The 14,290-nt window shown below is 47.5% G+C and carries 8 protein-coding genes; 2 read left to right on the top strand and 6 right to left on the bottom strand.

The annotated features are described in order from the left end of the window. Positions 1-16 precede the first annotated feature (16 nt). A complete protein-coding gene (locus tag MKY12_RS28910; protein ID WP_209868377.1) occupies positions 17-1,681 on the bottom strand; it encodes an ATPase, T2SS/T4P/T4SS family in 1,665 nt (554 codons plus the stop codon). A gap of 301 nt (positions 1,682-1,982) precedes the next feature. Here MKY12_RS28910 and MKY12_RS28915 point away from each other — a divergent pair, with 301 nt between their 5' ends. After that, the gene (locus tag MKY12_RS28915; RefSeq protein WP_339311839.1) at positions 1,983-6,506 is read left to right on the top strand and encodes a DUF5057 domain-containing protein; all 4,524 of its coding nucleotides are present in this window, start codon (positions 1,983-1,985) and stop codon (positions 6,504-6,506) included. Between the two features lie 107 nt (positions 6,507-6,613). Here the strand turns inward: MKY12_RS28915 and MKY12_RS28920 are convergent, their stop codons facing one another. The 3 genes from MKY12_RS28920 to MKY12_RS28930 are packed head-to-tail and all read right to left on the bottom strand — an operon-like array spanning position 6,614 to position 9,546. After that, on the bottom strand, positions 6,614-8,518 hold the full coding sequence (locus MKY12_RS28920; protein WP_339311840.1) for a hypothetical protein: 1,905 nt from the start codon (positions 8,516-8,518) through the stop codon (positions 6,614-6,616). Then, the gene (locus tag MKY12_RS28925) at positions 8,493-9,020 is read right to left on the bottom strand and encodes a prepilin-type N-terminal cleavage/methylation domain-containing protein (protein ID WP_339311842.1); all 528 of its coding nucleotides are present in this window, start codon (positions 9,018-9,020) and stop codon (positions 8,493-8,495) included. The genes MKY12_RS28920 and MKY12_RS28925 overlap by 26 nt, the downstream gene beginning before the upstream one ends. Continuing rightward, positions 9,004-9,546 carry a type II secretion system protein gene (locus tag MKY12_RS28930; RefSeq protein ID WP_339311843.1) on the bottom strand — a complete coding sequence of 181 codons (543 nt, stop codon included), beginning with the start codon at positions 9,544-9,546 and terminating at the stop codon, positions 9,004-9,006. The genes MKY12_RS28925 and MKY12_RS28930 overlap by 17 nt, the downstream gene beginning before the upstream one ends. A 264-nt stretch (positions 9,547-9,810) precedes the next feature. On the opposite strand from MKY12_RS28930, the gene MKY12_RS28935 reads away from it, so the two are divergent. Then, positions 9,811-10,596, top strand: coding sequence for an alpha/beta hydrolase family protein (locus MKY12_RS28935; protein ID WP_339311844.1), 786 nt, complete (start codon positions 9,811-9,813; stop codon positions 10,594-10,596). A 107-nt stretch (positions 10,597-10,703) separates the two neighbouring features. Here the strand turns inward: MKY12_RS28935 and MKY12_RS28940 are convergent, their stop codons facing one another. Together MKY12_RS28940 and argH are read right to left on the bottom strand one after the other, a co-directional pair. After that, entirely contained in the window at positions 10,704-12,599 is a 1,896-nt protein-coding gene (locus MKY12_RS28940; protein ID WP_339311845.1) for an AraC family transcriptional regulator, read from the bottom strand. Between the two features lie 225 nt (positions 12,600-12,824). Then, positions 12,825-14,237, bottom strand: coding sequence for an argininosuccinate lyase (gene argH, locus MKY12_RS28945; protein WP_339311846.1), 1,413 nt, complete (start codon positions 14,235-14,237; stop codon positions 12,825-12,827). Positions 14,238-14,290: the final 53 nt, after the last annotated feature.

Below are 14,290 nucleotides of genomic sequence, written 5' to 3' on the forward strand. Positions count from 1 at the left end.
TGTCTCCCCCTAATCATTAATGGGATACTGTCTCCCGCAGCACTTCCTGCAGAGTGGTCATCCCTTGTGATACTTTAAGCAGACCATCTTCCATCAGTTGGACAAGGCCGCCTACTTTGGCAGCAGAGCGCAGCTCTTCTACGGAAGCGGAGTCGGTAACCAATTGCCGCATATGATCATCGATAGTCAAAACTTCATGAATGGCAAGCCTGCCCCGATAGCCGGTAGAGTTGCAGCTTCCACAGCCGCTTCCCCGGTGAAGGATATCCGTCCGAAGTCCGTAACGCTCAAGCATAATCGCTTCCTGCTGGGAAGGCTTATAGGTCTCCTTACAGTCTGTGCAAATTTTGCGCACCAGCCGCTGGGCAACGACACCGATCAATGACGAAGCAATCAGATAGGGCTCGACACCCATATCGCGAAGTCGGGATATGCTGCTTACAGCATCGTTAGTATGTAGTGTTGAAAGTACCAAGTGTCCTGTCAGTGAAGCCCGGACCGCAATTTCAGCTGTTTCGGTATCCCGGATCTCACCTACCATGACAATATTGGGGTCTTGACGAAGTATAGAGCGTAATCCTGCTGCGAATGTAAGGCCAATGGCCGGATTAACATGCACCTGGTTAATCCCTTCAAGCTGGTACTCCACAGGATCTTCAACCGTGATAATGTTAACAGTCTCCTGATTCAATTGGCTGAGCGCCGAATACAATGTCGTAGTCTTTCCGCTGCCTGTAGGCCCTGTAATAAGCATGATGCCATAAGGACGGCCAATCATTTCCTTAAACGATGACGCATTGCCTTCACTGAATCCCAGCGTATCCACTGCCTTGATACCGGTACTGAGATCCAGCAGCCGCAGTACAATTTTCTCCCCGTGCATCGTTGGCAATGACGACACACGGATGTCAATCATCTTGTAGTCGAATTGCATTTTGATCCGGCCATCTTGGGGAAGGCGACGTTCCGCTATATTCAGCCGCGCCATGATTTTGAGTCGGGCTGTAATAAATCCCTGCATCTGCTTGGGAATCAGCCGCTCAGTACGAAGCGTTCCATCAATCCGGTAGCGGATGAGCAGGTTATTCTCGCCGGGATCGACATGTATATCGGATGCCCGCAATTGAACCGCCTGTTGAATCATCTGATTAACAAGCCGGACAATGGGCGAATCCTCGTCAGTAATTTCTGTCTCTGTAATCTCTTCCTGTGTCGGCAGCTCGATCAGCATCTGGTTCATAGAGTCGCGCATACCATAGTGTCTTGCAATAGCACGCTGCAATTCGTCTCTGGTAGAAATAGCCGGTTCAATCCGGAAACCCGTACTCATCCGCAAATCTTCAATTGCGAAATAATCCAGCGGATCCGCCATCGCCACCATCAGCTTTCCCCCCTCTTTCAAGAAAGGGAGAACCTGATATCGCTTGGCCATACTTTCCGGAATAATCTGTGTAATCGCCGGGTCAATATGGTATTTATGCAAACTGACATGAGGGATTCCCAACTGGAATTCCAATACCTCAATTAATTGCTGCTCTGTAATGTACCCTTGCGAAATCAGCAGGTCACCTAATTTGCGTTTGGTCTTACGCTGGTCTACCAACGCCTCCTGAAGCTGTTCCTCTGATATAATTCCGTTCTCTACCAGCAAATCTCCCAATCTCTTTTTTATGATTGCCAACCGCAGCTCATCTCCATGCCATGTGGATTATGTAAGATCCATAGGTATATTAGCCCATCAAAATATTTGATTCAAAATTTTATAATCAATATTTCGGTAAATAAATTTAAAAATATAATTCTAAAGACTCAAATTTAGAGGTATATTTACACATTCCCTCATTGCCTAACTGTGAAATTTATCCTAGAATGATATATAGCATATTATAGGTGATCTTACAATAATTTTAGGGAAAAAATGCAATTTCGCCATATGAAACAAACTATTCATTCTATTTTTTCGATAAACGGAGGAATTGTTGATGAAGGAAATGTTTAGACAGAGAAAGTTGGTCTTTATTTCTGGTGCTATTGCATTAATGGTAATGCTAGTTTTACTAGTTCAGATGTTTAGTCCGGATGTGGAGGCCTCCAATAATAACTATCCGATACGCATTCTTGAGGTCACTGATCCAACCAGTAGCAGTCTAAGTTCAGGCGGCAGTGAGCTGGAAGAACTCAAGAAAATTTCTAATGTCAGCGTAGAGACTATGACCATGAAAAGATTCGTGTCGCTGCGTGAGGACTGGGATGGAAAGTACGATGCAATCTACATAGGCCGCGGAAGCTTCAATAAGCAATTGGTTACAAGCACTGTGAATACCAAAGATACCGACCGGGACAAAGCCCATAATACGCTTGCTGTCCAGAATGATATCACGGGTCTGAAGGCACAAGAAATTATCGAGTACTATATCAATAAAGGACTTTATGTATACTTTCAAGAGGATACCTTTGCAACTCAGGATAAAGATAAGAATCTTCAAGGGAACCTCTATGCTTCTTTTAATATCTACCGTTCCTCTATGGGCGCAAAGAGCAATGTCATATTTCTCACGGATGCCACCCGCAGCAGCCTGATAACAGGAATTAAGACCCGCACTGCACCAACAATAACTGGCCTAATTCGGCGTCCGCTGCTTACCATTTCCAATAATTCAAAGATTAAGAGTTACTTGGCTAATCCTAATGAAACTTATGGACCAGGGGATACCCTGACATTCGGAATTAAGCTGGATAATGTCCCTAATATTGCTACCACCCCTGTAAGGGTAAGATTATATATGAATATGGATTCTTCAATTCCTATGACCGAAGAGCATGTGGTCGCCTCCCTTGAGCTGAATTCAACTGAAGGGACACTTCACTACACATTACCAGATACTTATACCGGACTACTTTACTGGAAGCTGGAGGTCACCGATACCTCTACTAACCTTAAAACCTTTGACAGAGACATCATCCGCTTTACGGGTGTTAAGCCTATCATCAATGTTCTTCAGGTTATGCCCTCAGGCCGTTCTGATAGCTCGCTCCGTAATAGTCTGAACATGAATCAGGAATACTTGAATAACAGCAAATATCAGCTTTCTATTTCTACGATGAACATCGACAAGTTTAATTCGTATATTACTGAGCATGCCAAAGATCCACAGCGTGGTCTTAACGGTGTGTATGATATGATCGTCTTCGGTTTTCAGGATATGTATGACCGGGTAACCAATCCAATGCTTTCAAAAGAGGCTGCCCATGCCGTCTATGATTTCGCTAATACGACAAAACAAAGCATAATGCTTACCCATGATACGATTTTTATTGATGATCCAAACGATTCAAATTTCTGGGGTGATTATTTCCGGGCGCCCGTTGGCCAGACTATAAGAACTTATCTGGGAGGAAATGCAGTAAATACATCCTCCAAGGTTGTTCCAGTCAATAACGGCTTACTGACGCAATATCCTTTTAACCTTAATACTGCGAACAATACTTACTACCCTGTTGCCGAGACGCATGATCAATTCTTCATGCTGGATCTGGAACGTGCCGATGTAGTGCCTTGGTATAACATTAAGAGTGAGTCTGGAAAAATTCAGCGTGATGTCGACGACAGCTATAACCACTTCTACACTTACTCAGTAGGCAGCATTACATTCTCCGGCACAGGGCATAGCAAAAAAGGAGATATCAATAGTAATATCAAATTCCCGGACTGGGAACAGAGGCTTTTCGTCAATACCATGTACAGGGCTTTTGCCGGCGCCAACCACGCTCCTGAGATTACGGTAAATTCTCCTGCTGAAGGCAGTGTCATCCCATCCTATGCAAATGAATTACTGGTAGATTACAGTGCAAGAGATTTTGATCTGAATGACCGCAACCTGAAAACCTCCATTCGCTTTAAAACGGAAGGGAATTATATAGATAATATTGGGGTAACTGACTTGAACCTTCAGTCTGGACTGACCATCAGCCGCTCCTTTACGAATCCGCTTCCGAATGGAGGAAATCTACAAATTGAAATTAAAGCCTGGGACAGTCATGGTGCGCTGGCAACCAAAACAGTTAACGTAACGATCAAACCGGCCACCTCTAGTCTGACCGCTACACAATCCTTGCCCGCTAGCATTGTCGATGGTCATGTTGTACGGGGAGAAAGCGTTGCTGTAACCTATACAATTATTCCAAAACCGATTCCATTCTCCCAAGCACAGATTACGGCAAATGTCGGCGACAGCCAGATTATTTCTAATATCACCTTTAAAAGCAATCTTCCATCCGGTCTGGAAATTGTCGAGTCCTCCTCACCCATCAACCAAACAGGAACGGTAGAATCGGGCTATAGCATTACCAAAAAATTAAATGATATTCGTTACACGCTCCAGACTGGAGCAAATGGTGTGAAGACATTTATTCCCGATCCAGGTCAGGAGGTTACTTTCTCCATTACCGTATCACCGCAAAAAGGCGGGGACTTCACATTGAACTCAGCTTCTCTACAATATGATGAAATTCACGCAGCAGCTAACGGGCCGCTTCTTGGAGCCGGACTGGATTACAACCTAATTGTTATCAATAATCAAACAGCGGCTACAATCAATAATCTCTCTATTAAAGGGCGGGTGGCTGTAAGTGGCGATGTCGACTTCCGCAACATTAGCGGGGGTGCCACTATTTACGGAAATAACGCTAACGGTGATTATTCCCAAAATGCTCTAGTAGTAGGTGGGAGTCTATACTACAACAACAATATCACTATCAACGGTAATGCAGTATATGGTGGTACTTACTATTACAGCGGTGCTGCAGACACGCAGTCTATCAGAGGAAAGGTTGTGAAGGGATCACCTATTGACTTTTCTTCACTTCGGGACCGGATGACGAGTCTGTCAGCCCGACTTAGTACACTGACTAATAATGGATCAGTAGAATCCGCGTATGGCACAATTAAACTAACGGGTACGGGTGATGCCAAACTATTTGTATTTACCGTTCCGGCTGCTATGGTTGCTTCTGCAACCAGCTTAAATATATCGGTCCCATCAGGCTCTACCGTATTAGTTAACACTGGCTCAGACAGTGATACTGTCAAAATGGCACTCAACACTAATCTCAGCGGAGTCGATGCCGCCCATGTTATGTACAACTTCCCAAGTGCTGAATCATTGGAACTGCACTACACTCTGAGAGGAACATTCTTGGCTCCGAATGCAACTGTCAGTTTTGATAATGGCGAGCTTACTGGACAGGTTATCGCCGGTTCCGTTACGAAGATGACAACTTTATTCTACTCCCCCTTCAGCGGAACCTTTCCGGTTAATGAGGTCCTTGTCCCAGGCTCGGCTGTATTTTCACCGGAGTTAAAACTGCATGCAGCAATCCGGGTTGAGAAAATCACGCTTCCACCAACAGATATCCTACTGAGTGATAAACCCTTAAGGATTGTTCCTTCAGAAATTTCACCAGTGGATGCGACCAATAAGATATTAAGCTGGAGCTCAGCCGATCCGTCAATCGTGTCCATTGACCCCATAAGTGGAGATGTTATCGGCAATAGAACCGGTTCTGTTGAAATAACAGCTGCAGCGACAGACGGAAGCGGAGTGATAGGTAGTGCTGTCATCACCGTCAAGGATCGCAGCCTGAGAATTGATGGCGGAGATAGTCCGGTCAAACCTAATACTAATGTAGGAATTATGGCCATTTATAATACAATCCTGGAGAAAAACATCACCTATAGCTGGAAGGTTTTTGATGTAAACGGCAAAGATGTAAGCAGCTATATCCAGGCTACCGCTGAGAACGCCACATTCAATGCACCTGCATCCGGAAAATATAAGGTTCAGGTCTATGTCTCCAGCGACAAGGCTGATCATATTTCCGCCAGCAAAATCATAACTGTGAAGACTCCACTTGAGACACTGACAATTTCGGGCAACGGGAACTCCATCCCAACGAAGGGTTCTCTTACTCTGACGGCAATTCTCACACCAGTACATGCAGACGAAACATCCTTGGAGTGGGGCTTCTTCCATCCGAACGATAGCCAATATGCTGAGTTGAAACCCATTCCCGGAACGAACCAATGTCAACTGGTAGCAAAAGATGTTCCCAACCATACGATACAGGTTGTAGTACAAGACAAAACTAGCGGGATTTCCAGTCTTCCTTATGCTGTAAATATTACTGGTCTTACCAGCCTGGAGTTCAGCCAGTTCAGCCATACTATTTATGTCGGCGATCCTGCCTTTAACCTTGCGAATCTGCTATGGACAATACCACGCACCTTTTCCTTGGCATCCATTCTGAATGACTTAACCTGGACCAGCAGTGACCCGGCTATTGCCTCGTTTGCCAACATGAATACAGGAGCAATTACAGGGAACAAGAAAGGTACTGTAACGGTGACAGTCACCTACGCACCTCCTGGAGCAACTAAGGTTACGGCAACTATCGAAGTGATTGTTAAAAAACACGAAGTGAACCTCAATGAGGGAGACCTCTACTAATCCTTGGGATAGAACTCTTATTTGAAATAAAAGACCTTCCTCCGCTCCGCTATCTACGGAACGTACGAGAAGGTCTTATTTCTGCTACATCATGCTCATTCTCTTAATTACTCTGTTGTATCAGTATGAGAAGATCTGGGAGGTATACTAACCAGCCTCATAGGACTGACAGCTATATTCACTTTGCGAATCCGAGGCAGACTGGATTGCTGATCGGTGTAAACCCTGTGATTGTAAATTACCCGGAAACGCTCCCTTGCTCTCGGCTCTGTAACTTGCGGTTCCGAGAAGATCAACTGGCTTGGAAGTACTGCGTCAGACGGTTCAGATGTATTGCCCAGCACCGCATTTACTGTCAAATCGCCTTTTGAGAAAAATCCGCCCTTCAGCCAGAATATTGAACCCACCCCATAAAGCTTCGCGTCAGCATCCGTATAAAAGAATGCATTCATTTCATCTGGATCTGCATTGGAAAAGGCATCAATCCGGTTTACCAGCACCGGCCCCTTGGAGATCAGCACTAATTCCTTTTTATCAGTACCCGTTCCCAAGCCGCTAATTACAGCATCCTCTACTGTAGTACGTCCCAGTACAAACATCGTAGAATCGAAGGACACGTTGCCTTTAATCTTTACATCACCCGTGACTAGAATGTTTGCTTTTATGGGGATAGAACCTGATTTATTATTTATAATATTCAAGTTGCCGTCTACCACAATCCATTTGGGAACGGCCCCCCTTTTAGCTGTCTCTTTAAAAGTCAGGCCGTAGAAGTCATTTCCCTCAATAGTGAGATTACCTCCAACCCGGTAGGATTGATTTAAGTCCATGAAGAAATGGTGATACGCTAGAAGCTCATTGTCATACTGTTCAAGCCTAGCCAGATAATCTTGATCACTCTCTTCCTCATTCTGTGCAGGTTTCTCGGGAGGAGGAGTAACTGTCTTGGCATTAATAAGACTCCCTGTCTGGAGCCACTCAGCTAGCTCGCTTGGACTTTTTTGGCTAAGCCGTCCCCTCAATGCCTCAGCTGCATTGTCATTTGAAGGCGAAGTGGCTTCAACCAGCTTATCAATAAAGGACTCCTCTACATTGATTTGTACAAACTTTTTCTGCTCTTTAATTTTAATCTTGTCCAAACTAATTCCCATAATATCCTTAACGGTTTGTTTCATATCGGAGCTGTCAGCTAATATCTTGGCCTCTCCTCCGTTTCCTGAGGGATCAAACACATGGTATTCAATGTCCTTAAGGGACTGCACAAATACCTCTCCCAGATTCGCAGCATCTATTCCATTAGGCTGTATCTGTGGAAACATTGTTGATTTTTTTAAATCGGAATCTCCCAGATACTTATATTCTGCCCTGTTAGAGATAACCAGCTTCTTACCTGCGTAAATATTACCTTTCAGCACTGGAGCTCCATTCAGATAGACGTTCTGCTCAGAACCAAAGGCATATTTCAGAAAATCGGGGTAGGTGTCGATCGTAATTCTCTGCTGCAGTGTACGTTGCACTCCATTTACCAGTGCTGAAGCCTCTACATCAATATAATATTGTCTTAGCTGCATAATGTCATCGGATTTTTTGTCTTTATATTTGATGTAATCAATCATACCACTGCTGCCAACACCAAGTTTTGTGGATACATTGAGTCCTTGCTTATCTAAACGGCTCAGCACATCCTCTAGCTTATCCGGATTAATATCACTTATTTGAGATAGACTGGCTTGGATATACGCCGTGGACTCATCCAGACCCTTTTGCGCCAAGTGAAGACTTTGCACATCATTCTCCCTAGTCTCTGTCCGCACCGCTCCACCGACAGTTGCACTGAGTATCCCCATGCCAAGAATCGTAAGCAACAGAACGATGAACATAACCAGAACCAGAGCGGAGCCATTCTCGGAACGAAACTGTTGCCCCTTGGCTCTATTCCCTCCCAACCGTGAGAGAGCCTTCAGCTTAAGAAGCTTATCTTTACCTTTAGAAGCCGAATTGGCTATCCACATGTAGCTCGTCCTCCTCTGATGCTCCACCTTTGTAATTTAACTTAAGCTGGATTCGCACCAGTCCGGATTCATATAATGCGTTAAGATTGGATCTATTCTCATCAACCTTGGTTACTGCTATGGTAGATCCCGCTAATGCTGAATCCAAATGAAGTGCCGATGTGCTTCCCGGACCAATCCTTGAGTCCCCGATTTGAATATCATCGCCGTCAACCTGTATACGCAGCGGATCACTATCAGATCTCAATAGCATAATTCCTGAATTCGTACTCTGAATTTCCTCAGGTCCATAGGTATATAGCTTTGTGATAATTGAAGACATCACAAGATCGGCTTCATCGCGTAATTTATTTTCCATTGTGATTTTATGATAGCTTCGGAAACCAAACATAGTCACGGAGCCAATGATTCCCGCCACAATGGCAAATAGACTGATGGCAGCGATCAGTTCAATCAGAGTAAAACCATTCTCGCGCTCAGTTGCATTAGCGAATCTCTTCATTGCTGATATATCCCTCCACCTCTACTGGTGCCGATGGGCTGCCCACGGAAGCACTGGTAACCACGACTTTGACCGGGAGCAGATATTTTTGATAAGCGTCATCTAACTCCTTTTGATAAATAACATCTATACTGTACTCCATCCCGTTAACTATGGGGTGCAGTACATGAGATAGGGTTTCCGTGTTAAACGCCTTCCGGTAGGCAGCTCCTTCATCACTGATGGCGTCACCACAGCCCCCAATCTTGCAAACATCTGCAGAAAGCCTATCTGTCTTATCTCTGAAGAACTCTACGGTTTTATCAAAATCCTGCTTCTCCATATAAAACAAAGCATTACGCGCCAGATTGACCATGATCGTCTTGTTCTGATTCGACTTGGAATAGGTCATGGCGTTGGTGAAATAGGAGGTCAGCACCAGGGACACTATCGACAAAATGACGATGGCGGCCAGCACCTCGATTAAGGTGAAGCCCGCTTCCTTGCTCCGCTCGCGGCTGCGGTTCCATGGGTCTTTCCAGGACATTGTGTTCGCTCCCTATACTCTATTGGATTCCATTATAGATAGTTCCCGCGCAGCAGAATAATGGCTTCTCTCACCCGCTGCCCGGAGCACATCCATGTCTTCAGTCCTGTGTCCTTGCATGTTTATATGAATCTTTCTACCTACTTCCATTATATTCTTTCTCCTCCGGCAGCAGCAATGCTTGGGGACAATAAATCTGGAGAAATCTACAGTTTATATCAGGTAGGGGCTGTGCTATCATGTGGGCAGAAAGGGGATACGCAAATGGCTTTGATTGAATGTAAATTTTATTCGGAGGTGCTGGGGCTCAGTACTTCGATGACTGTCATTCTGCCGCAGCAGACCACTACGCAGATCGGAATGAGTAATGTCTCCAAAGGGACCTTACACCCCACCCTGTACCTGCTGCACGGCCTGTCTGACGATGATTCGATCTGGCTGCGCCGGACCTCGATTGAGCGTTATGTAGCAGAGCTGGGCATCGCTGTTGTTATGCCGCAGGTCCACCGCAGCTTCTACACGGATATGGAGGCGGGCGGTAAGTACTGGACATTCATTAGTGAGGAGTTACCGGCACTTGCCCGTTCCTTCTTCCCTTTGTCGGCCAAGCGCGAGGATAACTTCGTGGCGGGATTGTCGATGGGCGGTTATGGGGCAATGAAGCTGGGACTGCGCAAGCCGCAGGACTGGGCCGCAGCAGCGAGTCTGTCCGGGGCACTCGATATGGCACACAATTTCTTGAACTTTGAAGATCCATCGCAGAGAACCAAGGATTATTTGCAGATTTTTGGGGACAAAGACATTGCTGGTTCTCCGGAAGATCTGCTATGGCTGCTAGAGGAAGTGAACCGCTCCAAAGGGCCTAAGCCGCTGCTCTATCAGTGCTGTGGAACCGAGGATTTCCTGTATGAGGATAATCAGGTCTTCCGTACGGCCTGCTCCAAGACCAAGCTGTCTCTGACCTACGAGGAAGGGCCGGGCGAGCATGAGTGGGGATACTGGGATACCAAGATCCGCGATGTGCTGAAGTGGCTGCCGCTGGGGAAGTAGAGATTGTGATATTGTAAGCGGTATCGAATGAACCCTAGGCATTATATTGTCAAAAAAAGGGGTCTGGACAATCATCCAGCGCCCTTTTTTTATGGTTATCCGCGTAATTACGTACTGCTCCCTGCCAGCAGGTTAACGATGATGTCCATTTGTTGTTCTACCGAAATCGGATCACTGAACAGGAATTGATTGAAGTCAATATTGTAGATTTTGCCCGCTTTCCCTGCCGGTGAATTCTGAATGAGCTTATCCACTTTCTTCAGCTCTGCCTCCGCCCCTTCATTCACTGCGAGAATTAGCCGGTCACCGATGAAATCAGGAATGACCTCGCTGGAGATCTCCCAGGTCTCTCCGTGAATGACCTCTTTCTCCACCTTTTCAGTCGGCTTCAGGCCCAGATATTTATACACGATATTGCCGCCCAGATTGGTATCCCCGTAAATGAAGACGGCACCGGAACGCACATTTAGAATGGAGAAGGTTTCATCTGGTTCGATGTAGGGAGCGATTTTTTCTTTGGACTCTTTTATTTTTGCTGCAAAATCCTTGTTCCACTGCTTGGCTTCCGTCTGCTTGCCCAGAATATCCCCGAACATTTCGACATCCTTGACCGGATCATTATACTGCTCCACTACAAGGGTTGGTGCAATCTGGCTCAGCGCCTCGTATCCTCCTTCGACCACCTCCGCGAACGGGGCTGTTGTAATAATCAGATCAGGCGCAAGCGACAGGATCTTCTCCGCATCAGGCGTAGAACCTACATCTTCAATATCCGACACATCGCTTAACAGCGGATTGTTCAGAATGAAGGTTGTTGCTCCCACCGGCTTCACTCCAAGCGCCATTAATTCCCCCAGATGAAAAAGACTGACGACCCGCTGAGGCTTCACGGGAATCTCGGTCTCCCCCTTCAAATGCTTGTAAATACGTGTATCTGCGGCCTCGCTGTCTGCAGCCGTACTGGTGGGAATAGGCTCAGAGGCTGCCTTTCCAGTGTTGTTACCTGTCTGACATGCACTTAGAAATATGGCTGAACATAACAGCAGCGCAGCCCCTAAGGCCGGTCTTGAAAATCTGAACATCGATGCGTCCCCTTCCTCATTTAACTGATAATAATTCTCATTATCATTATGAGAAACAGGCTTACCAGATACAATAGACGATTTCAGCAGATGTAATGGATTATTCTGAACGGTATGCTTGTTATTCTCCCGGAATCGCTGCGGCGAGCAGCCGGTATGCTTTTTGAACAAACGGCTGAAATAATAGACATCGGCATAACCCACACTGCCTGCGATTTCCTGAATTCGGGCATTGGATTGCAGCAGCAGCTGCTTGGATCTGCGGATTCGTACATGGATCAGATAATCGATAGGACCGAACCCAAGCTGACTCTTGAACATGCGGAACAAGTAGCTCGTACTGCAGCTGCACATTCCGGCCAATACCTCTGCGGTAATCGGCTCACTGTAATGCTCATGAATATAGTGAATGGCTTCAGTGACTACACCCGGTCTGCTGGTCCCCTGAGCCGAGGAGTGAATTTGCCGCATAACCTCATATACAAATTGATGAAAAACCGTCTGTGCCTCCAGCTTCTCCAGCGGGGCGGTATGCTGCCACAGACGATCCATTGCCTGGCACTTCTCCTGCAAGGGCAGCAGTGTGTAGGGAGTGAAGGCATACGGCATATTGAAGCTCTCCTGGTCCTCTGGAAATAGACTGTCGGCTTGATAGCGAATGAAATAACAGACAAACTCGTTGTCCAGCGGCATCAGCCCGAGCTCCGTTTCCTTGCCGCCATGCAGAAGAGGCGCAGACCTGGTGGAATAGACCGTCCCCGATAGACTTACAGTCGCCTCGCCCTGCACGCTCAGCAGGAAAAAACCCGTAGCCGCCACATCATGCTCAGGCACCGTTCCTGCTTGCGCAGCGAATAATTGAACCTCCAGCAGCCTGACCGCAGTACGGCTCCAGCATTCAATATGGGCTTCCCAATCCATACCTTTCCCCCTGTCTCTGTATTGCAAGTGGAAACGGCTTCGCCGTCCTTTTAAAAGATGGTACCGTTTCAGCGAGAAATATAAAAATAATTTATCACGTGAAACATATAAATTCTATATTTTAAAAAAGACTGCCCTTCTGCAGCTTCCGCTGCAAATGACAGTCTCTAATGCCTTCAGCAATCCTCTGCCTCTAGCGGGCAGTGCAGGCGATCTGCGTATAGGTTAGACGGCTCCACCATGCTGCTTCACCCATTCACCCGCAGCTGTCAGGTCCGCTTCGGCCCGCCCGATGGCGGCCTGCACCTGAACCGTGGCGGTACCGCCGTAGACATTACGGGCGTTCACCACGGCCTCCGGCTGGAGCACCGCATAGATCTGATCGTCGAACAGCGGCGAGAACTGCTTGAATTCGTCCAGCGTCAGATCCAGCAGGAACTTGCCCTCGTTGATGCAATACAGGACGGTCTTGCCGATCACCTCATGCGCCTGACGGAACGGCAGGCCTTTGCCCACCAGGAAGTCAGCGATATCGGTCGCGTTGGAGAAGTCCGTGTTCACCGCTTCACGCATCCGCGCCTTGTTCACCTTCATGGTGGAGATCATCGGTGCGAACAGCTGCAAGGCCCCTGTAAGGGTAGCTACTGTATCGAACATGCCTTCTTTATCTTCCTGCATGTCCTTGTTATAGGCCAGCGGCAGCGACTTCAGCACGGTCAGCAGTCCGATCAGGTTGCCGTAGACACGGCCTGTCTTGCCGCGTACCAGCTCCGGCACATCCGGGTTCTTCTTCTGCGGCATGATGCTGCTGCCGGTGCAGAAGGCATCATCCAGCTCCACGAAGCTAAATTCGGTGCTGCTCCACAGCACCAGTTCTTCGCTAAGCCTGGACAGGTGAGTCATCACGAGCGATGCATTCGCCAGGAACTCCACGATGAAGTCACGGTCGCTGACCGCATCCAGACTATTCTCATAGACCCCGTCAAAACCAAGCTGCTCGGCCACGAAGTGGCGGTCAATCGGGAACGTCGTTCCCGCCAGCGCCCCGGCACCCAGCGGCAGCACGTTAATCCGCTTGTAGCTGTCGGTCAGGCGCTCGGCATCGCGGCGGAACATCGACACGTAGGCGAGCAGATGATGCGCGAACAGAATCGGCTGTGCCCGCTGCAGATGGGTATATCCTGGAACGATAGTCTCCAGGTTATCCTTGGCCTGCCCGATCAGCGCACCCTGCAGCTCATGCAGCAGCGCCACCAGCTCCACCACGCGGTTACGCAGGTAGAGGTGCATATCTGTCGCCACCTGATCGTTGCGGCTGCGGCCGGTGTGCAGCTTGCCGCCGACCGGGCCGATCTCTTCGATCAGGTTCTTTTCAATATTCATGTGGATATCTTCATCGGCAACCGAGAATACAATCTCCCCCGCACGTACCTTGTCCAGCACCTTATTCAGCCCGGCCTTGATCGTCTCCACATCTTCCTGCGGCAGAATTCCGCATTTGCCCAGCATCGTGACATGGGCCAGACTGCCCTGCACATCCTCTTCCGCCAGCACTTTATCGAACTCGATAGAAGCCGTATATTCCTCTACCAGCTTGTTCGTTCCTTTGGTAAAACGTCCGCCCCACAGCTTGCTCACCTGTTGTTCCTCCTCGATAGACGTTAGAAGGGCCGCCCCTGTCCGGTTGGGAG

It is taken from the genome of Paenibacillus sp. FSL M7-0896 (assembly GCF_037975415.1).
Lineage (GTDB): Bacteria > Bacillota > Bacilli > Paenibacillales > Paenibacillaceae > Paenibacillus_AQ > Paenibacillus_AQ silagei.